The 21349-nt window shown below is 71.9% G+C and carries 18 protein-coding genes; 13 read left to right on the plus strand and 5 right to left on the minus strand.

Annotation, left to right across the window (positions count from 1 at the left end):
• Positions 1-310: 310 nt before the first annotated feature.
• Positions 311-1465, plus strand: a complete 1155-nt coding sequence (locus P8S73_RS09235) for a CPBP family intramembrane glutamic endopeptidase (protein WP_070636645.1) — start codon at positions 311-313, stop codon at positions 1463-1465.
• Between the two features lies 1 nt (position 1466).
• Entirely contained in the window at positions 1467-2897 is a 1431-nt protein-coding gene (locus P8S73_RS09240; RefSeq protein WP_070636646.1) for a M18 family aminopeptidase, read from the plus strand.
• 193 nt (positions 2898-3090) lie between these two features.
• Here P8S73_RS09240 and P8S73_RS09245 read toward each other — a convergent pair whose 3' ends face one another.
• A complete protein-coding gene (locus P8S73_RS09245; RefSeq protein ID WP_223110557.1) occupies positions 3091-4506 on the minus strand; it encodes a glyceraldehyde-3-phosphate dehydrogenase in 1416 nt (471 codons plus the stop codon).
• A gap of 223 nt (positions 4507-4729) precedes the next feature.
• Between P8S73_RS09245 and P8S73_RS09250 the strand changes: the two genes are divergently transcribed.
• The 9 genes from P8S73_RS09250 to P8S73_RS09290 all read left to right on the plus strand — a co-directional run bounded on the left by P8S73_RS09250 (position 4730) and on the right by P8S73_RS09290 (position 14410).
• Complete coding sequence (locus P8S73_RS09250) at positions 4730-5662, plus strand: carbohydrate kinase (protein ID WP_259906245.1); 933 nt, start codon at positions 4730-4732, stop codon at positions 5660-5662.
• A 150-nt stretch (positions 5663-5812) separates the two neighbouring features.
• A complete protein-coding gene (locus P8S73_RS09255) occupies positions 5813-6334 on the plus strand; it encodes a YbhB/YbcL family Raf kinase inhibitor-like protein (RefSeq protein ID WP_259906246.1) in 522 nt (173 codons plus the stop codon).
• Positions 6335-6339: 5 nt separating this feature from the next.
• Positions 6340-7263 carry an HAD family hydrolase gene (locus tag P8S73_RS09260; protein WP_396350344.1) on the plus strand — a complete coding sequence of 308 codons (924 nt, stop codon included), beginning with the start codon at positions 6340-6342 and terminating at the stop codon, positions 7261-7263.
• The gene (locus tag P8S73_RS09265) at positions 7256-8152 is read left to right on the plus strand and encodes a glycerophosphodiester phosphodiesterase family protein (protein WP_396350345.1); all 897 of its coding nucleotides are present in this window, start codon (positions 7256-7258) and stop codon (positions 8150-8152) included. The genes P8S73_RS09260 and P8S73_RS09265 overlap by 8 nt, the downstream gene beginning before the upstream one ends.
• 251 nt (positions 8153-8403) lie before the next feature.
• Positions 8404-8592 carry a hypothetical protein gene (locus P8S73_RS09270; RefSeq protein ID WP_259906250.1) on the plus strand — a complete coding sequence of 63 codons (189 nt, stop codon included), beginning with the start codon at positions 8404-8406 and terminating at the stop codon, positions 8590-8592.
• Between the two features lie 374 nt (positions 8593-8966).
• Entirely contained in the window at positions 8967-10376 is a 1410-nt protein-coding gene (locus P8S73_RS09275) for an ABC transporter substrate-binding protein (RefSeq protein ID WP_375543991.1), read from the plus strand.
• 4 nt (positions 10377-10380) lie between these two features.
• On the plus strand, positions 10381-11337 hold the full coding sequence (locus P8S73_RS09280) for an ABC transporter permease (RefSeq protein WP_019310593.1): 957 nt from the start codon (positions 10381-10383) through the stop codon (positions 11335-11337).
• On the plus strand, positions 11334-12350 hold the full coding sequence (locus P8S73_RS09285; protein ID WP_327062949.1) for an ABC transporter permease: 1017 nt from the start codon (positions 11334-11336) through the stop codon (positions 12348-12350). Before P8S73_RS09280 ends, P8S73_RS09285 begins: the two co-directional genes overlap by 4 nt.
• A gap of 32 nt (positions 12351-12382) precedes the next feature.
• A complete protein-coding gene (locus tag P8S73_RS09290) occupies positions 12383-14410 on the plus strand; it encodes an ABC transporter ATP-binding protein (RefSeq protein WP_396350346.1) in 2028 nt (675 codons plus the stop codon).
• 103 nt (positions 14411-14513) lie between these two features.
• On the opposite strand, the gene P8S73_RS09295 is transcribed toward P8S73_RS09290, so the two are convergent.
• The 3 genes from P8S73_RS09295 to P8S73_RS09305 all read right to left on the minus strand — a co-directional run bounded on the left by P8S73_RS09295 (position 14514) and on the right by P8S73_RS09305 (position 16771).
• Positions 14514-15242: a hypothetical protein gene (locus tag P8S73_RS09295; RefSeq protein ID WP_396350347.1), complete on the minus strand. Its 729-nt coding sequence runs from the start codon at positions 15240-15242 to the stop codon at positions 14514-14516.
• Positions 15243-15364: 122 nt separating this feature from the next.
• Positions 15365-15538 carry a hypothetical protein gene (locus tag P8S73_RS09300; RefSeq protein WP_396350348.1) on the minus strand — a complete coding sequence of 58 codons (174 nt, stop codon included), beginning with the start codon at positions 15536-15538 and terminating at the stop codon, positions 15365-15367.
• Between the two features lie 330 nt (positions 15539-15868).
• Positions 15869-16771, minus strand: coding sequence for a LysR substrate-binding domain-containing protein (locus tag P8S73_RS09305; RefSeq protein ID WP_191873223.1), 903 nt, complete (start codon positions 16769-16771; stop codon positions 15869-15871).
• Positions 16772-16974: 203 nt separating this feature from the next.
• Between P8S73_RS09305 and P8S73_RS09310 the strand changes: the two genes are divergently transcribed.
• Positions 16975-18096 carry a TDT family transporter gene (locus P8S73_RS09310; protein WP_245190504.1) on the plus strand — a complete coding sequence of 374 codons (1122 nt, stop codon included), beginning with the start codon at positions 16975-16977 and terminating at the stop codon, positions 18094-18096.
• A 197-nt stretch (positions 18097-18293) separates the two neighbouring features.
• Entirely contained in the window at positions 18294-19355 is a 1062-nt protein-coding gene (locus P8S73_RS09315; RefSeq protein WP_396350349.1) for an enoyl-CoA hydratase/isomerase family protein, read from the plus strand.
• A gap of 268 nt (positions 19356-19623) precedes the next feature.
• Here P8S73_RS09315 and P8S73_RS09320 read toward each other — a convergent pair whose 3' ends face one another.
• Complete coding sequence (locus tag P8S73_RS09320; protein ID WP_257744673.1) at positions 19624-21039, minus strand: uracil-xanthine permease family protein; 1416 nt, start codon at positions 21037-21039, stop codon at positions 19624-19626.
• Positions 21040-21349 lie beyond the last annotated feature (310 nt).

The following is a 21349-nucleotide window of genomic DNA, read 5'->3' on the forward strand; positions in this document are numbered from 1 at the left end:
CCGGCCGCGGGTGCCGCGTGGTCGTCAGGTAGGGGCGTGCGTCGCCGCGGGTTGCCCTCGAACGACGGCGCTCGCGGCAGGAGGTCGCGCGAGCCACCTGGGTGGGCCGTTCCACGGGGCCCCGGGGGCGCCCACGGGCTGCCGCGAGGGTGAGCGCACGGCGGGCGCCCTGCACAATCCGGCGCACCGGGCCCCGGACCGATACCGTGGGGGAATGAGTCACCCCAGCGCACCGTGGTCCCGTCCTGTTCCCTCCCCGACAAGCACCCCGAGCGCACCGGCCCCGGGCGAGACGTGGCCCGGTGCTCCCATGGGCGGGTCTGTGACGGGCGGAGTGCAGCCGGCTCCCCGGACCCGCACGTACTTCTACCACCGTCTGGCCCGCACGGACCCCCACCACCGCTGGTGGATGCCGCTGGTGGAGGGGCTGATCCTCTTCGGCATCTTCATGGTCCTGAGCATCCTGTTCGGGATCGTGCTGGCGCTCGCATTCCCCGAGACCCTGACCGAGGACGTGCTGGCCGCCGACCAGCTGGACCCGGTCGTGTACTTCATGCTCTTCGCGTCCGTGGCGCTGCTGCTGCCCAGCGCCCTGCTGGCCCGGCTCGTGCTCGGCCCCCGGCCGCTCGGGCTGATCTTCTCGGTCACCGGCCGCATCCGGTGGAAGTGGCTGCTCCTGTGCTTCCTGGTGGCTGTGGGCGTCTACGCGGTGGTCAACCTGGCGGGCATCGGCCTGGACCTCGCCACGGGCGGGACCCCCACCTCCGTGCAGCTGGCACCGGGCTTCGGCTGGCTGCTGGCCACCACGCTGATCGTGGTGCCACTGCAGTGCACGGCGGAGGAAGTGGTCTTCCGCGGGTACCTGGCCCAGATGGTGGGCCGCTGGCTCAAGCACCCCGCGTGGGCCATCCTGCTGCCCGTCCCGCTGTTCGTGGCCGGGCACGTGTACGACGTGTGGGGTCTGCTCTCAGTGGCGATCATGGCGGTGTCCATGGGCATCGTCACGTGGCGCACCGGCGGGCTCGAGGCGGGCATCGCCCTGCACGCCGTGAACAACATGACCGTCTCGCTGTTCGCCATGCTCGGTTTGGTGGACATGAACGACACCAGCGGGGCGCCCACGGACCTGGTCACCGAGGTGATCCTCAACGGCGCCTTCATCGCCCTGGTGTTCTGGCTCGTGAAGCGCCACCCGGAGGTCGCGGTCACCCGCACCGTGGTGCTCCCGCAGCCCCCGGCCCCGCCCCGGCTGCCGACCGTGCGGCCCGCGGCGATCGCGGCGGACCGCTCCGGGCTGGCCGCCTACCCCTACGACCCCGCCACGCAGACCTACCTGAGCCTGCCCCCGCAGTACGGCCCCTACGTGGTGCGGGACGGCCAGGGCCGCTACGTGGGTGTCCTGGACACCCGCGGCGCCGGTGAGATGCAGCCCACATACACTGGGCCCCATGACGGACAGTACTGACATGCACGCTTCCGACCGGGCGCACGCGGCCCCAGACAGCCCTGCCCACGCAGAGTTCGCCCGCGACCTCGGGCGGTTCGTGACGGCGTCCCCCAGCTCGTACCACGCCGTGGCCACTGTGGCCGCGGCACTCGACGACGCCGGGTTCACCGCCCTGGACGAGGCCCAGCCGTGGCAGATCGGCGCGGGCCGCTGGTACACGGTGCGCGACGGCGCCCTGATCGCCTGGGTGCTCCCGTCCGGTGCCGCACCGGGGGCGGGTTATCGCATCCTGGGTGCCCACACCGACTCCCCGGGCTTCAAGCTCAAGCCCCGCCCCACCACGGTGACCCACCGCTGGTACCAGGCGGGCGTGGAGGTCTACGGCGGAGCGCTGCTGAACTCGTGGCTGGACCGGGACCTGCGCTTCGCGGGCCGGCTGGTGGTGCGCGGCGCGGACGGGGCACCGCGCTCCGTGCTCACGAGCACCGGGCCCGTGGCCCGCATCCCGCAGCTGGCCATCCACCTGGACCGCTCCGCCAACGACGCCCTGAGCCTGGACCGGCAGCGCCACACCCAGCCCGTGTGGGGTGTGGGGGATGCCCAGGACGCGGACGTCCTCGCGGTGCTGGCAGACGCCGTCCACGCACCGGCCGCCGGCGGCGCCGGGGAGGCGAGCGACCCTGCAGCGCGGACTGCCGGTTCCGGCACGGCGCCCGGCACCGGGACGCCCACGGCGGAGGTGCCCGCCGTGGACCCCGCCGACATCCTGGGCTACGACATCACCGTGGCGGACACCCAGGCCCCCGAGCTCATCGGCGCCCAGCAGAACCTGCTGGCCAGCGGCCGCCTGGACAACCTCACCACCGTCCACGCGGGGCTGCGGTCCCTGGTGGAGCACGCGGAGGAGCTGGAGTCCGCGGAACACGTGAGCGTGTTCGCCGCGTTCGACCACGAGGAGGTGGGGTCCGCGACCCGCTCCGGTGCGGCCGGCCCGTTCCTCGAGGACGTGCTCGTGCGCATCGGCGCCTCCCGCGGGGACTCCACCGACGACCACCGCCGCGCGCTCGCACACTCCGTGTGCCTGTCCTCGGACGCGGGCCACCTGGTGCACCCCAACTACCAGGGCCACCACGACCCGGTGAACACCCCGGAGCCCGGCCGTGGCCCGCTGCTCAAGATCAACGCGCAGCAGCGCTACACCACGGACGCCGTGGGTGCCGCGGTGTGGGCGGAGGCGTGCGAACGCGCCGGTGTTCCGTACCAGGAGTTCGTCTCCAACAACGGTGTGCCGTGCGGGTCCACCATCGGCCCCATCACCGCCACCCGCCTGGGCATCCGCACCCTGGACGTGGGGGTGGGTCTGCTGTCCATGCACTCGGCGCGCGAGCTCGTGCACACCGCAGACCTGTTCGCAATGTACCGCGCCATCGGGGGCTTCTGGCGCGGCTGAGCCCCGCGCCGCCCGCTCCGCCCTACACGCGAGGCTCGGCCGCGCAGCCGCGCACGCCCCTCCGCCCGCGACGCCGCACGCAGAGGCGTGCACACACCACTCCCACGCACGACGCCGCCCGGTGACCTTCGCGCAGAAGGCCACCGGGCGGCGTCGTCAGCAGGGGCGTGACGCCCCGGGATGCAGGAGCGGGTTACGGCAGCTGCAGCATGGAGATGTCCGCCATGCGGGCCATCACGCGCACCACCTGGCAGGAGTAGCCGAACTCGTTGTCGTACCAGACGTAGAGCACCAGCGAGTTGTTGTTCACGATGGTGGCCAGCCCGTCCACCACGCCCGCGCGGCGCGAGCCCACGAGGTCCGTGGAGACCACGTCCGGGGAGTCCACGTAGTCGATCTGCTTGCGCATGGCCGAGTTCAGGGAGATGTCCTTGAGGAACATGTTCACCTGCTCGGCGGACTCCGGGGCGTTCTCCAGCTGGAGGTTGAGGATAGCCATGGAGACGTCCGGGGTGGGCACGCGGATGGCGTTGCCGGTGAGCTTGCCCTTCATCACGGGCAGCGCCTTGGCCACGGCCTTGGCGGCACCGGTCTCGGTGATCACCATGTTCAGCGCGGCGGAGCGGCCGCGGCGGTCGCCCTTGTGCCAGTTGTCGATCAGGTTCTGGTCGTTGGTGTAGGAGTGCACCGTCTCCACGTGGCCCTGGACGATCCCGTACTCGTCGTTGAGGACCTTGATCACCGGGGTGATGGCGTTGGTGGTGCAGGACGCCGCGGAGATGATGGTGTCCTCCGGGTCGATGTCCTGGTCGTTCACGCCGCACACGATGTTCTTCATCTCGCCCTTGCCGGGGGCGGTGAGCAGCACCTTGCCCACGCCCTTGGAGCGCAGGTGCTGGGAGAGGCCCTCCTCGTCACGCCACACGCCGGTGTTGTCCACCACGAGGGCGTCGTGGATGCCGTAGGCGGTGTAGTCGATCTCCTCGGGGGAGTTCGCGTAGATGAACTGGATCGCCACGCCGTTGGCGGTGATCACGTTGTTCTCTTCATCCACGGTGATGGTGCCGTCGAAGGAGCCGTGCACGGAGTCGCGGCGCAGCAGGGACGCGCGCTTGACGAGGTCGTTGCCGGGCTTCTTGCGCACCACCACGGCACGCAGGTTCAGGCCGGTGCCGTCGTTGCGGTTGAGGAGGATGCGGGCGAGCAGGCGGCCGATGCGCCCGAAGCCGTACAGCACCACGTCCCGGGTCTCGGCGTCGTTGCTGCCGTGCTGGTCCACGGCCGGGGCGAGCGCCTCGCGCAGGTAGCCGTCCAGGTCCGTGGAGCCGGACTCGGTGAAGCCCTGGTAGAGCTTGGCCACGTCCACGTTGCACACGCCCAGGTTCAGCGCACCCAGTGCCGTGACGATCTCCACGGTCTTCTCCAGGGGCATCTCCTCACCCATGATGCGGCGGGCGAAGCGGTGGACCTTGATGATGTCCGTGACGGACTTGTGCACCAGGGACCGGCCGAAGACGGTGGTGACCACCTTGTTGTTGCGGTGCAGCTGCCCCACCAGGGGGACCAGCTGCTCGGCGAGGGCCTCTCGTTCTGACCACGTGGCGCTCATGAGCATCCTTCTTCCTCGGCCCGGACGTCCTCGTGCGGGCCGTGTTGGTGTCGCGCGGCGGTGCGCGAGCCGGCGTGATGGAGCGCCCCGTGAGCGGCGCTGCTCGTCGGCCCCAGTTTACGTGCCCCCGCGCCCCCTCGTGGTCTGTGCCCACGGATGACGACGCCGCCCGCTCCGGTTGCGCGCTCGGGGCGGGCTGCGGCCGCTTTGCTACCGTGGAGCCATGTTGACCGTGATTGGTGAGGCCCTCGTGGACGTGGTGTCCCGCAGCGGCGAACAACCCCGGGCCCACGTGGGTGGAAGCCCCATGAACGTGGCCGTGGGCCTGGCCCGGCTGGGTCACCAGGTGCAGTTCCTGGGCCGCTACGGCCAGGACGAGTACGGCCACCAGGTGGTCGAGCACCTGCGCGGCAACGGGGTGCGGCTGCCCTTCGAGGCGGATGACCGCCCCACCTCCGTGGCCCAGGCCGTGCTGGACGAGAACGGCGCGGCGGACTACGACTTCCAGCTGGACTGGTCCCTGGACGTCTCCCCGGGCCGGATCGACGAGCTGCTCGCGGACACGGACCTGCTGCACGTGGGGTCGATCGGCGCCATGCTGGAGCCGGGGGCCGCCGTGGTGCGGCAGGCGCTGGAGCGCGCACACCGCCACGCGCTGATCTCCTACGACCCCAACTGCCGGCCCTCGATCATCCCCGACTCCTCGGACGCCCGCGCCCGGGCGGAGCAGATCGTGGGACTCGCCCACGTGGTCAAGGCCTCGGACGAGGACATGCTGTGGCTCTACCCGCACCGCACCGTGGAGGACTCCGCCCGCGCGTGGCTGGCCGCCGGCGTCCGCCTCGTGGTGGTCACGCGCGGCGCCATGGGACCGTGGGCACTCAGCCGCGGCACGGGGCACGACGGCGTGACCGTCCCGGCTGCCAAGGTCACCGTGGCGGACACCGTGGGCGCGGGGGACTCCTTCATGGCCGCGCTGCTGAGCGGACTCGCGGACCGCGAGATCCTGGGGGCCTCCGGGGCGTCGTCGCTCGAGCAGCTCGGTGCGGACGAGGTGACCGCGCTGCTGGTCTACGCCGCCGCGGCCGCGGGCGTCACGGTCTCCCGTTCCGGGGCGCAGCTGCCCACCCGAGAGGACCTGCCGCCGAGCGGCTGACAGCTCGCCACCGCTCCCGCCCGGACAGAATCCACTGCGCCCGGCAGGAGCGTCTGTGCAGGGCCACCCGCCGTGGCTGGATGGACCGCAGAACCCCACGGACAGCAAAGTCCGGACACCACCACCCCGCGAGATGAGAGGAACACCGTCATGTACGACCGTCATCCCTACGCCGATCTCCCCGAGCTGCCGACCTTCACCCTGACCTCCACGGACGTGACCGACGGCGAGCCCGTGGCCACGCCCCAGGTCTCCGGGATCATGGGCGCCGGAGGAGAGGACGTCTCCCCGCAGCTGTCGTGGTCCGGTGCTCCGGAGGGCACGCAGTCCTACGTGGTGACCATGTTCGACCCGGACGCCCCCACCCCCAGCGGGTTCTGGCACTGGTGCCTGTCCAACATCCCGGCGGACGTCACCGAACTGGCCACCGGGGCGGCGTCGAGCCCGCCGAAGGGTGCCGTGAAGCACCGCAACGACGGCGGCACGGACGAGTACCTGGGTGCCGCACCGCCCGAGGGCCACGGCCCGCACCGCTACATCATCTGCGTGACCGCCGTGGACGTCCCCGAGCTCGAGGTGGACGAGAGCGCGAGCCCCGCCGTGGTGAACTTCACCCTGTCCTCCCACGCCCTGGGGCGCGCGTTCCTCACGCCCACGTACGAAGTGAAGTAGTCGCGGTGGCGGAGCACGTGCAGGATCCGGGGCGGGCGCCCGTCCGGCTGATCGCGAGCGATCTGGACGGGACCGTCCTGGGCCCGGACTTCCGCTTCCGCCCCCGCACCCTGGAGGCCATCGCCGCGGCTCGGGACGCCGGGATCCAGGTGGTGTTCGTGACCGGGCGCCCCAAACGGTGGCTGGACCCCCTGCACGAGCAGCTCGACGACGTGGGCGTGGTGATCTGCTCCAACGGCGCCGTGGTCTTCGATCCCGGCACGGAGCGTGTGCTGCACGCCAACGGCTTCGACGTGTCCGAGGCGCTGCCGGTGATCGAGGACGTGCGCCGGGCGTTCCCGGACTCGCTGTTCGCCGCGGAGACCCTGGACGCCGTGCACACGGACCACGGATGGGCGCGCACGGACCGGATGGAGATCCGGGACGTCACCGAGGCACCAGTGACCGAGACCCTGCGCGCCGGCGCCCAGGTGGTCAAGCTGCTCGCCAAGCTGGACGGTGCCGAGCCGGAAGCCTACTTCGAGGCCGTCCGCGACGTGGTGGCGGGCAGGCTCGCGGTCACCCACTCGGTGGCCGCCGCCCCGCTCGTGGAGATGGGCCAGCGCGGGCTCACCAAGGCCCGCACCCTCGAGCACTTCGCCGCCGAGCTGGGGATCTCCCGCCACGAGGTGATGGCGTTCGGGGACATGCCCAACGACCTCGAGATGCTCACCTGGGCCGGGCGGGGCTACGCCATGGCGGACGGGCACCCGGGCGTCGTCGCCGCCGTGGAGCGCACCGCACCGGCCTTCACCGAGGACGGCGTGGCGCACGTGATCGAGCGGTACCTGGCGGGGGAGGAGCACGACGCCGCGGCGGTCCCCGCCCCCGCGCACCCCGCCCGCCCCGGGCGCCCTGGTGTGCCGACCACCGAGGAGGACCATGCCTGAGACCCCGCGCGCCCACCCCCGAGCCCGGTTCCGTGCCGGCCGGAACCCCGCCGCGCTCGCCCACCGCGGGTTCTCCCCGGACGGGCACGAGAACACGATGGCCGCCTTCCGGGCCGCCGCGGAGCTGGGCTTCGTGTGGCTGGAGACGGACGTGCACACCACGAGCGACGGCGTGGTGGTGGCGTTCCACGACCCCACGCTGGAGCGGGTCACGGGCACGGACGGGGACGTCAACGAGTTCACGTGGGAGCAGCTGCGCGAGCTGCGGGTGGGCGGGGAGCACGGGATCCCCACCCTCGCCGAGCTGCTGCGCGAGCTGCCGGACGCGTGCCTGAACATCGACGTCAAGGACGAGGCCTCCGTGGCCGCGCTGCCCGAGGTGGTCGCCCGGGAGGGTGCGGCGGAGCGGGTGCGTGTCACCTCGTTCTCCGAGTCACGACGACGCCGCACGCTCGCCCGGATCGCGCACCTCACCGGCCGCCGTGTTCGGACCTCCGCCGGAACGCTCGGCACCGCCGGGTTCCTCGCGGTGTCCGCGGTGGCACCGCTCACGGACCGGCTCTCCCCGAAGATCGCCGCGGCACTGTGGGCGGGACACCGTCGCGCGTGGGCCCGGGCGGTGGCGCCGTTCGACACCCTGCAGCTGCCCGAGCACCACACCCTGGACCTGCCCCTGGGGAGGAAGGTCACCGTGCGGATCGTGTCTGCGCGGTTCCTGGAGTTCGCCCACCGGGAGGGGCTCGCCGTGCAGGTGTGGACGGTCAACGACACCGCGGACATGCACCGGCTGCTGGACATGGGCGTGGACGGGCTCATCACGGACCGGGCGGACCTGCTGCGGGCGGTGCTGGAGGAACGCGGCCAGTGGCCGCCGGACGCGCAGCTCTGACGTCCGCCTCCGACACGCCCGCGCGTGGGCCCTCCTCGGACGGGGTGCGTCACGCGTCCCGGCGGAGGCGTCCGGCGGGCCCTTGCAAGGGTGGAGCGGGTCTCGCCTGGTTCGACGCGAGGGCCGCGGACCGGCCCGCCTCACCCCGTCGAGCCCCGCGGCGCGGTAGCTTGGGGGTGATCGGGGCCACGGGCGATCTCGGAATCGCCTCACCGGTCCCGGTGCCCGTCCGACGAGCCGAGGGAGGCCGCATGCACTGCACGGCCGTTCTTCCTGCCCTCGTCCGCACCCGGGCCTGCCAACTGGCCGCCGCGTCCGCGTCGCCGCCGAGCAGGCCCGCGCACCCCGAGCAGTCGGTCATCTACCGCCGTCGGCTCACCGTTCAGACGCCCCTGCAGGGCCACCGTGTGGTGGCCCCGCGCCTGAGCAAGATCCCGTAGCTGGGCCCACGCCGCCTCGACGCCGCCCGTGCCCGCGGGTGCGCGTCCGCACTGCCTGCGACGCCGCGCGTCGTTCCGCGTGCCCGCGACCATCCCGCCCGCGACCACTCAGCCTGCGAGGAACCATGAACCCTGTGCCACCGTCCGCGCTCCCCTCCGGAGGACCTGATCCCGAGAGCCGCGTGCACCGTCCAGGACCGGACGGGCCGCACCACGGCGTCCGCTCCGGGCTGAGCCGGCGCGGGTTCATGGGACTGGGCGCCGCGGCGGCGTCGTTGGCCCTGGCGGGCTGTGGCAGCGGCGAGGGGCAGCCCGGAGCGGCCGTGGCCCAGGCCTCGGGAGAACCGCAGCGCGGGGGCATCCTGCGGATCGGGATGACCGGCGGCGGCGCGTCCGACAGCCTGGACGCCCACGCCCCGGTGGTCACCGCGGACGGCGGCCGCGTGATGGGGCTGTACGACCGTCTCTACGAGTTCGACCCCGACTACAAGACCGTGCCCGGTCTCGCCGAGTCCGCGCGTCCGCTCAAGGGCGGGCGGACGTGGGAGTTCCGGCTGCGCGAGGGCGTGCGCTTCCACGACGGCCGTCCGCTGACCCCGCAGGACGTGGTCGCCACGTTCGAGCGGATCACCGATCCGAAGGACCCCAAGACCGGCGCGTCCTCGCTCGCGGAGCTCAAGCGCGTGGTGGCCGTGGGCGAGCGCACGGTGCGCTTCGAGCTGGAGCAGCCGGACTCCACCCTGCTGGACTCCCTGTCCCAGAACTCCATGGGCATCGTGCCCGCGGACTACGACCCCGACAAGCCGGTGGGCACGGGGCCGTTCACCCTGGGGGACTTCGAGCCGGGGCAGCTCACCGTGCTCAAGCGCAACGCCGACTACTGGACCGAGCCGCCGTACGTGGACGAGATCCACCTGCTGAACTTCAACGACCCGGACGCCCTGGTCAACGCGCTGCTCTCCACGCAGGTGGACGTGGTGGGCCAGCTGCCGCTCGCACTGGTGGATGTGGTCAACACGGACCCGCGGCTGCACACCGTGCTCTCCGAGACCGGCAACTGGCTGCCGTTCACCATGCGTGTGGACGTCGCACCGTTCGACGACCCCCGCGTCCGGCAGGCGTTCCGGCTGGTGGTGGACCGTGAGCAGATGGTGGAGCAGGTGTTCTCCGGCCACGGCACCGTGGCCAACGACATGTACGCCCCGTTCGACCCCGGGACGCCCAAACTCGAGCAGCGCACCCGGGACATCGCGAAGGCCAGGAAGCTGCTCGCGGACGCCGGGCACCCGGACGGGCTGGATGTCGAGCTCGTCACCGCGCCCATCCAGTCCGGCGCCGTGGAGGCCGCCCAGGTCTTCGTGGAGCAGGCCGCGGACGCCGGGATCACCGTCACGCTGCGCCGCGTGGACAGCACCACGTTCTTCGGCGACGGGTACCTGCAGTACCCCTTCTCCCAGGACTTCTGGTACACCCGCAACTTCCTCTCGCAGACGGCCCAGGGCACCGTGGAGAAGGCCCCGTTCAACGAGACCCACTGGGCGGACCCCGGGTTCACGGAGCTCTACGCGAAGGCGCGCGCCACCATGGACGAGAAGAAGCGCAACCAGCTGATCGCCAAGGCCCAGAAGCAGCTGCACGACGAGGGCGGGTACATCGCCTGGGGGTTCTTCAACCAGGCGGACGCCTACCAGAACTACGTGGGCGGTGGGTTCGCGCACCGCATCGGCATGCCGGTGTGCGGGTTCCACATGCGCCACCTGTGGATCGACCAGGAAAGGAAGTGATCGCATGGCCGCCATGATCCTCAAACGGCTGGCAGTCTCGGTCTTCGTGCTGCTGGCCGTGTCCCTGCTGGTGTTCGCGTTCACCCTCATGCTCCCCGGTGATCCCGCACAGGCGATCCTGGGTCAGCAGGCCACCCCGGAGCGGCTGGCCGCGCTGCGCGAGCAGCTGCAGCTCAACGACCCGTGGTACACCCGCTACCTCACGTGGCTGGGCGGGCTGTTCGTGGGAGACCTCGGAACCTCGGCTGCCACGGGCGGTTCGGTGAACGAGCTGCTCGCCAGCAAGGTCTCCGCCTCCATGGTGCTCATGGTCATCGCCGCCGTGATCGCGATCCCCGTGGGCCTGCTGCTCGGCACGTGGTCCGCGATGCGCGAGGGCCGGGCCTCGGACCAGGCGCTCACCGGCTTCTCCCTGGTGCTCGCGGCGCTGCCGGAGTTCGTGATCGGTGTCATCCTCACCACCCTGCTCTCCACCACGGTGTTCACCCTGCTGCCCTCCGTGACCATGGCGGCCCCGGGGATGCAGGTGTGGGACTACCCGCTGCAGCTGGTCCTGCCGTCCCTGACCCTGGTGCTCGTGGTGGTGCCGTACATGATCCGCATGACCCGCACCACCATGATCGACGTCCTGGACTCCGGGTACGTGGAGATGGCCCGGCTCAAGGGCCTGCCGGAGCGCCAGGTGATCTTCAAGCACGCCCTGCCCCACGCGATCGGCCCCGTGGCCCAGGTGGTGGCCATGCAGCTCGCGTGGCTGGCCGGGGGCATCGTGGTGGTCGAGTACCTCTTCCGCTTCCCCGGACTGGGCCAGGCCATGGTGGACGCCGTGAACAACCGCGACGTCCAGGTGGTCCAGGCCCTGTCCATGATCATCGCCGCGTTCTACGTGGTCGTGAACCTCATCGCGGACGTCATCGGCATCCTCGCCAACCCCAAGCTGCGGACGGAGTCCCGCTCATGAGCGCGCAGAACAGGGCGGGTGTCCCGCCCCAGGAGACCGGCGGCACCACGGCCGCGAACGACGTCGCCGTGGCCGCAGACCCTGCCGTGACGCCCGGGGGCGCCGGCGCACCGGACGGCGGTGCGGCTGCGGACTTCGGGCACTCCGAGTCCCGCGGGGACGCGCGGCCCGTGTCCTTCGCGCGCCGTGTGGCGCAGCAGCCCACGGCCAAGCTGGGCTTCCTGCTCACGGGCCTCGTGCTGCTCGTGGCGCTGCTCGGGCCCTTCGTGGTGCCCGCGTGGACCGGGTACGGCCCCAACTCGTTCGCGGGCAAGCCGTTCCAGCCCGGTGTGTTCGGCACCGACAACCTGGGCCGGGACGTGCTCTCCCGGTTCCTGGAGGGCGGCTGGCGGCTGCTGCTGTACTCGGCGCTGGCCACCGTGCTGGGCGTGGGAATCGGCGCGGTGCTGGGCATGCTCGCCGCGTTCCGCCGCGGCTGGCTGGACGCCGTGATCATGCGCTCCGGGGACGTGCTGCTGGCCATCCCGCAGCTCGTGTTCGCGCTGCTGGCCATCACGGTGCTGGGACCGCAGGGGTGGGTGCTGGTGCTCGTCATCGGCATCACCCACGCGCCGCGCGTGGCCCGCGTGATCCGCTCCGCCACCGCCGGCGTGGTGGCGGAGGACTACGTGCTCGCCTCGCAGATGTACGCGGTGCCGCAGTGGAAGATCCTGGGCCGCGACGTGGTCCCCAACATCATGGGTCCGCTCATGGTGGAGGTGGGGCTGCGGCTCACGTACTCCATCGGTGCGGTGGCCTCCCTGTCGTTCCTGGGACTCGGCATGCAGCCACCCACCCCGGACTGGGGCCTGATGATCAACGAGAACCGGATCGCGCTGTCCCTGCAGCCGTGGGGGGTGCTCCTGCCCGTCATCGCGATCGCGGTGCTCACCGTGGGCACCAACCTGCTGGCCGACGCCGTGGCCACTGCCTCCGCGGGCCGTGTCCGCACCATCGCGAAGAAGGGCGCCTGATGAGAAGGTCGGAGCACAACGCACGGAACCGGATGCGCGACACCACCGTTCCCCGTGCCACCGTGGACACCGCGATCACCGTGTCCCACCTGGACCTCGGGGTCACCGGCGGGGACCTCATCCTGGACGACGTCAGCTTCACCCTGCACCCGGGCCGGATCCTCGCGCTCGTTGGCGAGTCCGGATCCGGCAAGACCACCGCCGCGCTCGCGTGCATGAACCACCTCCGCTCCGGTCTGGAGCTGCGCGGCGGCACGGTGCGGCTCGAGGAGGGGGCCTCGCGCTTCCACCGCAGCGCCGTGGACCTGCTCACGCTGTCCGAGAAGAAGATGCGCAGGCTGCGCGGCGGCACGATCGCCTACGTCCCGCAGGATCCCGCGCTGTCCCTGAACGGCTCGCTGCGGGTGGGTGAGCAGATCCACGAGGTGCTGCGCGCCCACGAGTTCGGCCGCAACGCCGGTGAGCGGGACGCCCGCGTGGCCGAGGTGCTCTCCGAGGTGGGTCTGCCCGGCACCCGCGAGTACCAGCGCCGGTTCCCGCACGAGCTCTCCGGCGGTCAGCAGCAGCGCATCGGCATCGCCATGGCGTTCGCGTGTCGCCCTGCCGTGATCATCCTGGACGAGCCCACCACCGGCCTGGACGTGGCCACGCAGGACCTCGTGCTCAAGACCGTCTACCAGCTGACCACCAAGCACGACGTCGCGGGGCTCTACATCACCCACGACCTCGCCGTGGTGGCACAGGTGGCCAACGACGTGGCGGTCATGCTCCACGGCCAGATCGTGGAGCACGGCCCCGCCGAGCGCGTCCTGCACCGCCCCGAGCACCCGTACACGCGCACCCTCCTGGACGCCGTGCCGGACATGCGCGGCGCCCGGGACATGGGTGGTGGACCCGCGGTGAGCCCGGAGGCCTCGGTGCGCGCGCCGTGGGACCGCGGCAGGGCCGCTCCCGGTCAGGCCGCTGCGTCCGCACCCGGCACTCCCCCCACCACTGCGGGCGACGACGCCGCGGTGCCCCCGGATGCCCCGGCTCCGGACGGGGCCCGCCCCGCCTCGGACCGGGCGGGCGCACCGGAGGACCCGGGCAGTACGGCGGCTTCCCTGCGCGGTGCCGACCGGACGTCCGACGACCACAGCGGGTCCGAGGACGCGCGCGCCGGGGACCGTGCGAGCGGTGAGCACGAACCGGCTGCCGGATCGACGCCCGCGGCGACAACGAGTGCCGACCACCCCGGAACCGGTGCGGTGGTGCGCGCACGGGGCGCGGGCGGCGTCGTCGGCGCGGGTGGGCAGGACGTGCCCGTGGTGAGCGTGCGGAACCTGCGGATGGCGTACGGGTCCGCGGTGATCCTGGACGGGATCAACCTGGACCTGGAGGCCGGGCAGACCACCATGCTGCTCGGGGAGTCAGGGTCCGGGAAGACCACGCTGTCCCGCAGCGTGGCCGGTCTCAACGACGGCTACACCGGGGAGGTGCTCCTGGACGGGGAGGTGCTGGCACCGAGCACCCGGCGGCGCAGCAACGAGCAGCGCCGGCGGATCCAGTATGTGTTCCAGTCGCCGTTCTCGTCCCTGAACCCACGGCGCAGCATCGGCGACTCGCTGCAGGTTCCGCTGCAGATGACGGGCGGGATGTCCCGCGCGCAGCGGCGGGAGGCCGTCGCGGACGCGCTGGACGCGGTGCGGCTCGGGCGCAGCTACATCGACCGCCGGCCCGGGGAGCTCTCGGGCGGCGAGCGGCAGCGCGCCGCGGTGGCCCGGGCGCTCGTGAACGCACCCTCGCTGCTGGTGTGCGACGAGATCACCTCCGCGCTGGACGTGTCCGTGCAGGCCTCCGTGATCGAGCTGCTGCGCGAGCTGCAGCACGAACGCGGGCTCGCCATGCTGTTCGTGACCCACAACATCGCGCTGGCCCGGCACATCTCGCACAAACTGGCGGTGCTGGAGAAGGGCAAGCTCGTGGACTACGGGCCCACGGACACGGTGCTGCGCCACCCGGAGCACGACTACACCAAGGCTCTGCTGCGCCACGTGCCCACGCTGGAGGACGCGAGCTGACGCGTCGCCCGTGACGCGTGAGGAGAGGTTCTGACGGGGTTTCGGCGCGATCCGGGGTCAGGTCCTCTCCTCACACGCTGCCGCCTCCCCGAGCGGCGGAACCTCACGTCGTGGGGGTGATGCTCCTGTGCAGGTGCACCATCAGGGGGCCCGGCACTCGCAGCTCCTGCGCTGTGAACATGACCGTGCTGGCCAGTGCTCCGACCACAAGCGGGCTCCATTCTCGGAGCCGGGTGTCCACGGTTGCCACGTGCTTCCAGGGGGTGCCCTGGAACTCGGGGAGCGGTGTGGCGCCCGTTTCCAGCGTCACCCCTGTTCGTCGCGGTGAGGACGGTCCGATCATCAGGTCGCGCGCCTCGGCCAGCAGGGTGCCGAGCAGATCGACGCCGCCGGGCCGCTCCAGCGCCGCGAAGAGACTGACGCCCACGGAGACCCCCGGTGAGGCGGGCACATGGTCGAAGAACTCAGGACCCGTGGGGTGCCGGAGCGCCGTGTCCGTGACGTCGAACCCGAACGAGCACCCCGCGGGGTCCCCGAGCCCCCACCGCTCCAGCAGGGTGTGCGCGCTCGTGGTGATGCCCGCCCACGGGGCACGGACCGCCCGGTCGTGGGGAAGGCTCACCTGGATCGAGTACGTGAGCCCGGTGGCACTGCTGATCCGGGTCACCTCATTGACCTGCCACGTCCAGGAGTCCCGGTCCTCGGGATCAAAACCCTGATTCCACCCCAGCAGTTCGGTGTGGTCGATCATCAGCCCCGTCATGTCGTCGTCGCCCGGAAGATCAGGGAGCTGCGCGGCGTCGAGGTCGTAGTGCACTGCAAGCGAGGCCATGGGTTGATCATGTCCGGCCAAAGGGCAGGGGGCAAGAGCAACGGGATGTTCGAGACCGTCAAGCGGCCGCGGCCGCAGAGAGGGGTGTCCCGACAGTCAGGGGGCCCCGGTACGTCAGGGGATCAGCGCCACCCGAAAGCTGAGGCATCGGGCACCGTCGGGGTGCTGCGGTCCGGCAGATCCCCCATCCACCAGATCCCGTACTCGTCCTGGCAGGCATCGTCAACGGCCCGCCCGGGAGGTTCCATGATCTCGGTGTAGATGCCCCCACCGTTGGTGGCTGGATCGTCGTCCATGTAGTGGGGAGGCCACGCGCGGAGAAGTCCGAGGACTCGCCCCCAGCAGTCTGGATGGGCATAGACCACCGCCAGGCTGGTCCCGGAGGCCCAGGCTCCGAAGACGTGGGGAGCACTGTCGTCCCGTTGACCGTCTCGGGCGGCCGCGTGGAAATGGGCCAGCACACGCCGGGGAGGATACTCGTCGCTCATGGAGGGCCTTTCCGTGTTCCACCGAAGGAAACGCGTGAGGAGAGGTTCTGACGGGGTTTCGGCGCGATCCGCCGTCAGATCCTCTCCTCAGACGCTCCCGCTCGTGTGGGAGGGGGGGAGGGGGGCGCCTTCGCACCGTCATGGGCCCGGCGGGTCCGTGCGCCGTGCCACCGCGATCAGCTCCGCCGCCAGGCCCTGCGTCCGCCGGGGGCCGTGCCACACCGCGCGCAGCTCGCGGTGCAGGTCCAGGACGGTGGGAACCTGCACCAGGGTGCCGGCGGCCACCGCGTCGCCGACCGCCAAGCGGCTGAGCACAGCCGGCCCGGAGCCGGCCTGCACGCTGACCCGCACGGCCGCGTTGCTGGGCATCTCCAGCAGGGAGGTCACTGGCCGGCTCAGTGCCTCGTCCAGGGCCAGGCGGGTTCCTGAACCAGCCTCCCGGGTGATGAGCGGTGTGGCGGCGAGCTCGGCGGTGGTCACCGGATCATGCCGCGAGGCCCACGGGTGTCCCGACGGCACCACGAGCACGAGCTCGTCCCGCGCCACCACCGTGTGGTGCAGTCCGGAGGGGGGTGCGGGCGCCTCGATGAACCCCACGTCTACGGCACCGCGCAGCACGTCCCGGGCCACCTCGTGGGAGTTGTGCACGGTCACCCGCACGCGGGACTCCGGGTGGGCGGAACGCATCTCCGCGAGCCACCGGGGGAGCAGGTGCTCTGCCACGGTCTGGCTCGCGGACACCCGCAGCGAGAGTGAATGGGAAGAGTCCTGCGCGAGGAGGGCGGCGCCGTCGACGAGTCGGCGGGACGCGGCCACCACGTCCCGAGCCCAGTCCGTGACCAGCAGGCCGGCAGGGGTCAGGGTGGAGCCGCGGGTGGAGCGATGCAGCAGGGGAACCCCCACCGAGCGCTCCAGCCGTGCCATGGACCGGCTGGCGTTGGGCTGGGCGGTGCCCACGGCGCGGGCCGCGGCGGCCAGGCTGCCGTGGTCCGCGACCGCCACGAGCAGTTCGAGTGCCGCCACATCCGGCCATTGAGACATATCCGCAGGATATACCCCGGATACGGGATCGAGGGCTACCCGGGCGAGCATGACAGCCGCATCCTGGAGAGATGACCCGCCCTTCCCAGCCCGCTGCTGCGCCCGTGCCCGCGCCCGCTGCTGCCTCCGCAAACGCAGAAACCCCTGCCCCCCGGACCACCAGCCCGACCCGGTCCCAGAACGTCTCTCGCAGCGCATCCGCGGTGGCACCCGGGAAGAAATCCGCGGTCAACGCCCTCCCGCTGCCGCCCGCCGGCCCGCAGTGGTACGGCTCTCTCATGGGCACCGGCATTGCCGCGACCCTCACGCAGACGCTCAGCGGGGACCTTCCCGGTGCCCAGGCGCTCGCGGTGGTGCTGCTGGTGATCGGCTGGCTCATCTTCATGGGCTTGACCGCGGCGTTCGGGCTGCGGATCGTGCGCCGCCCGGCGGTGCTCGCGGGGACCATCCGGGACCTCCCGGTGCTCGCCACATGGGGCATGGTGGCCATGGGTGTGCTGTCCCTGGGGTCGGCCACCGCCACCGTGGTGCCCGCGCACTGGCCCTCTCTCGCCCCGGCCGCCTGGGCGGTGGACGGGGTGCTCTGGACCGTGGGCACGGTGCTCGGGATCCTCACGGCGCTGGGCTTCGCGGTGCGGCTGATCGGCCGGGACGTGGGGGCGCCCACCACCACGTGGGGCCTGCCGATCGTGCCTCCCATGGTGTCCGCGACCACCGGCTCGGCCCTCGTGCCGCACCTGGCCACCCGCGAGGGTCAGCTGCTGCTGGTGATCACCACCGTGGCGTGCTTCTTCCTGGCGCTCGTGCTCGGCCTGGTGGTCTTCGCCGTGGCCTACCACCACCACTGGCGCGTGGCACCGCTGCCGCTGGCCGCCTCCACGAGCGCGTGGATCCCGCTGGGCGTGGTGGGCCAGTCCACCGCCGCCGCGCAGGCCATCGCGGTGCAGGCGCAGCGTTTCGTCCTCCCGGAGGACACGGGCACGCTGGTCCACGTGGCGAACGCCTACGGGATCGTGATGCTGAGCTGCGGCGTCCCGCTGATCGTGTGGGCCACGGTCATGACGGTCCGCGGGTTCCGGCAGGGCATGCCGTACTCGCCAGGCTGGTGGGCGCTCACGTTCCCCATCGGCACGGTCTGCCTGGGCCTGCACGGGCTCGAGGGCGGCACGGGCGTCCGTGCCTTCGGCATCGCCTCGGACGCCGTGTGCCTGGTGCTGCTGTGCACCTGGACCCTGTGCACGGTCGCCACGATCCGCGCGGTGCGTGCCTACCTGTTCACCACCGAGGAAGCCGCGGAGGAGCGGGTTCCGCGCACCGCCTCCTGACACCCACCGCGACCGCAGGGCGCGCGGGGGAGCGGGCGGCGTCGTCGGGCTCGGGGGACGACGACGCCGCACGCCAGGCCCGGGGCCCACATCGCCGACGCGGCCCCGGGCCTCTGCATGCCGACCCCGAGCGGCGTCGCGGCGCGTCGATGTGACCGCCGCGACACGTTCAGGTCCGGCTCGTTAGCATGGGGATCATGAAGGCCACCGAAGAATCCCTCGTCCGCGCCGAGATCGTCGGGCACACCGGACTGCTGACCCTCACCCGTGACAAGGCGCTCAACGCGCTGAACCGCAGCATGTACCACCAGCTGGTGGACGCCCTGCAGATGTGGCGTGACGATCCCGCCATCACCGAGGTGGTCGTGCGCTCCGAGCTGCCCAAGGCGTTCTGCGCGGGCGGTGACATCAAGGAGGTGCGCACCGCCGCGCTGGAGGGTCACGAGGACGAGATCCGGGACGCGTTCGGCACCGAGTACTCCATGAACGCGGTGATCGCCCGCTACCCCAAGCCGTACGTGGCCATGATGAACGGAATCGTGATGGGCGGCGGCATGGGTCTCTCGGTCCACGGCTCGCACCGGATCGTCACGGAGACCACGGTCATGGCCATGCCGGAGACTGCGATCGGCTTCTTCACGGACGTGGGGGCAAGCTATTTCCTGCCGCGCGTCACCCGCGGCGCCGGGGCCGCCATCGACGACGACGCCGCCCGCCGCGAGTCCCTCGCCGTGGGTCGCTACCTCGGGCTGGCCGGTGTGCGGATCACCGGGGCGGACGCGATCGCCCTGGGCCTGGCGGACGTGTTCATCGACTCCTCGGACGTGGACGCGTTCGTGGAGACCGTCACCACGGACGGTGTGGATGCCGCGGTGGAGAAGTACTCGAAGGACGCCCCCGAGTCCGAGTTCCCCGCCCGGTGGGACGAGATCGTGGCGACCTACGGCGCGGACACCCTGGAGGAGGTCGTGCGCAATGCGGGCTCGGACCTGGACGGCATGAGCCCCACCTCGCTCGCCCGCGTGTTCGAGCTGCTGACCAAGGGCTCCGAGGACGACGACGTGGTGTCCTGCCTGGAACGCGAGCTGCGCATGGCGGAGGACACCGCGGTGGGCCACGACTTCATCGAGGGCGTGCGCGCCATGGTGATGGACAAGGACAAGTCCCCGCAGTGGGAGCCGGCCACCGCCGCCGAAGTGGACGAGAATCGCATCCGGGCTCTGGTGTCCGAGAAGTCGGAGCTGCCCATCCGGGTCTGAGCCGCCCATCCGGAGCTGAACCGCGCAGACCCCCTGAGACGCCGACACCCCGCACACGAGGACGTGTGCGGGGTGTCGTGCTGCGTGCCGCTGCTGCGGGTTCCCTGTGGCTTCCGGCGCACGCCCGTGTCCGGACCTGCGGGCTCGACCGGGTGGTGTCGGCGCCGGGCTGCCCGGGGGCCGGGTCGGGACCGAGCCCGCGCCCGCATGGTGAGGGTGCGCGCGGGGCCGGCTGTGCGGCGTCGTCGTTCGCGCGGGTGCTGGTAGCTCAGCCCAGGGGCGAGGGGCTCTGCGAGGTGTCCGGGGTGAGCGGGTCCGAGCCCACGGAGCCGCGGGCGCGCGCGATGGCCGCCATGAGGTGGTAGGCCACCAGGGCAGCTGCGGTGCCCAGGGCGATGCCGGCGAAGTCGAGCCCGGCCACGGACCAGGTGTAGTCGCCGATGCCCACGATCATGGCGATGGCCGCGGTGGTGAGGTTGACCGGGTTGGAGAAGTCCACGCGGTTCTGCACCCAGATCCGCACGCCCAGCATGCCGATCATGCCGTAGAGCACGGTGGCCGCGCCGCCCAGCACGCCCTGGGGCACGGTCGCGACGGCCGCGCCGAACACGGGGGTGACGCTGAGCAGGATCGCCACGAGCGCGGCCACCCAGTACGCGGCGGTGGAGTAGACGCGCGTGGCGGCCATGACCCCGATGTTCTCCGCGTACGTGGTGGTGCCGGAGCCGCCGCCGGCGCCCGCGATCATGGTGGCCAGGCCGTCGGACATGATGGCACGGCCGGTGTAGGGGTCCAGGTCGTCGCCGGTCATCAGGGCCACGGATTTCACGTGGCCGATGTTCTCCGCCACGAGCACCAGGATCACGGGGATGAACAGCCCGGCCATGCTGAGGTGGAACTCGGGCGCCTGGAACTGCGGCAGCCCGAACAGTCCCTGCTGCTCCCACGCGGCCTGGATGGCGTCGAACTTTACCTCGCCGCGCAGCACCGCGGTGAGGTAGCCGATGGCCACGCCCAGCAGGATGGACAGCCGGCCCAGCAGACCGCGGAACAGCACGGAGATCAGCACGATGGAGCCCAGCGTGACCAGCGCGGTGACGGGCGCGGCCGTGAAGTTCTCCTTGGCGGACGGCGCCAGGTTGAACCCGATCAGCGCCACGATGGTGCCCGTGACCGCCGGGGGCATGAGCTTCTGCAGCCACCCCGTGCCCGCGACCTGCACGATCACACCGATCAGGAACAGCGACGCACCGGCCATGATCACGCCGCCGAGTGCGCCACCCGGACCGTACTGGTTCACGGACGCGGTGATCGGGGCGATGAACGCGAACGAGGACCCCAGGTAGCTGGGCACGCGCCCCGCCGTGATGACCAGGAACAGCACGGTGCCGATGCCCGAGAAGAACAGCGTGGTGGCCGGCGGGAAGCCCGTGAGCAGCGGCACCAGGAACGTGGCGCCGAACATCGCCACCACGTGCTGCGCACCGATCGAGATGGTCCGCGGCCACGCCAGCCGCTCCCGCGGGGTCACCACGTCCCCCGGGGCCACGTGCCTGCCGTCTCCGTGCAGTCGCCAGTTCAGGCCCAGGCGCTCGACGACGCCGCCGCGCCGGTTCCGCCCGCGCGGCTCGTGCTGCTCGTCCTGCGTGGGCGGGGTGTGGTCGGGGGAAACCGGCGAACTCATGGGTGCTCCTTCTCCTGGGCGGGCCGTGGATGCCGCCCCGAGGATTCTAGTGCGCGGGCGGGGAAGGCCAGCGGGCCCGGAGGGGCATGACGGCGCGGGTCAGGGCCACCGGGGCTGCGCCGCGGGAATCGCGCGATGAGGGGCCCTCGCGGGACCACGTGCGCGCTGGTGAGGGCACCGGGGGAGGCGGCCGTGCGGCGTCGTCGGCCCCTGGCGCGAAACCTACGGGCGAGTACGGTGAGTGACGGGGGCCACGCCCGTGGTCCTCGGGCCCGCGGAGGCCGACTCGCGCGAGCGTGACTCACACAGG

Origin of the sequence: Kocuria sp. ChxB, assembly GCF_044359605.1 — a bacterium.
GTDB classification, from domain to species: Bacteria; Actinomycetota; Actinomycetes; order Actinomycetales; family Micrococcaceae; genus Kocuria; species Kocuria rhizophila.

Coding starts and splice junctions, on each gene's coding strand:
- P8S73_RS09235 (WP_070636645.1), top strand. CDS start 311: ATGGGCGGGTCTGTGACGGGCGGAGTGCAGCCGGCTCCCCGGACCCGC.
- P8S73_RS09240 (WP_070636646.1), top strand. CDS start 1,467: ATGCACGCTTCCGACCGGGCGCACGCGGCCCCAGACAGCCCTGCCCAC.
- P8S73_RS09245 (WP_223110557.1), bottom strand. CDS start 4,506: ATGAGCGCCACGTGGTCAGAACGAGAGGCCCTCGCCGAGCAGCTGGTC.
- P8S73_RS09250 (WP_259906245.1), top strand. CDS start 4,730: ATGTTGACCGTGATTGGTGAGGCCCTCGTGGACGTGGTGTCCCGCAGC.
- P8S73_RS09255 (WP_259906246.1), top strand. CDS start 5,813: ATGTACGACCGTCATCCCTACGCCGATCTCCCCGAGCTGCCGACCTTC.
- P8S73_RS09265 (WP_396350345.1), top strand. CDS start 7,256: ATGCCTGAGACCCCGCGCGCCCACCCCCGAGCCCGGTTCCGTGCCGGC.
- P8S73_RS09270 (WP_259906250.1), top strand. CDS start 8,404: ATGCACTGCACGGCCGTTCTTCCTGCCCTCGTCCGCACCCGGGCCTGC.
- P8S73_RS09275 (WP_375543991.1), top strand. CDS start 8,967: ATGACCGGCGGCGGCGCGTCCGACAGCCTGGACGCCCACGCCCCGGTG.
- P8S73_RS09280 (WP_019310593.1), top strand. CDS start 10,381: ATGGCCGCCATGATCCTCAAACGGCTGGCAGTCTCGGTCTTCGTGCTG.
- P8S73_RS09285 (WP_327062949.1), top strand. CDS start 11,334: ATGAGCGCGCAGAACAGGGCGGGTGTCCCGCCCCAGGAGACCGGCGGC.
- P8S73_RS09290 (WP_396350346.1), top strand. CDS start 12,383: ATGCGCGACACCACCGTTCCCCGTGCCACCGTGGACACCGCGATCACC.
- P8S73_RS09295 (WP_396350347.1), bottom strand. CDS start 15,242: ATGGCCTCGCTTGCAGTGCACTACGACCTCGACGCCGCGCAGCTCCCT.
- P8S73_RS09300 (WP_396350348.1), bottom strand. CDS start 15,538: ATGGACGACGATCCAGCCACCAACGGTGGGGGCATCTACACCGAGATC.
- P8S73_RS09305 (WP_191873223.1), bottom strand. CDS start 16,771: ATGTCTCAATGGCCGGATGTGGCGGCACTCGAACTGCTCGTGGCGGTC.
- P8S73_RS09315 (WP_396350349.1), top strand. CDS start 18,294: ATGAAGGCCACCGAAGAATCCCTCGTCCGCGCCGAGATCGTCGGGCAC.
- P8S73_RS09320 (WP_257744673.1), bottom strand. CDS start 21,039: ATGAGTTCGCCGGTTTCCCCCGACCACACCCCGCCCACGCAGGACGAG.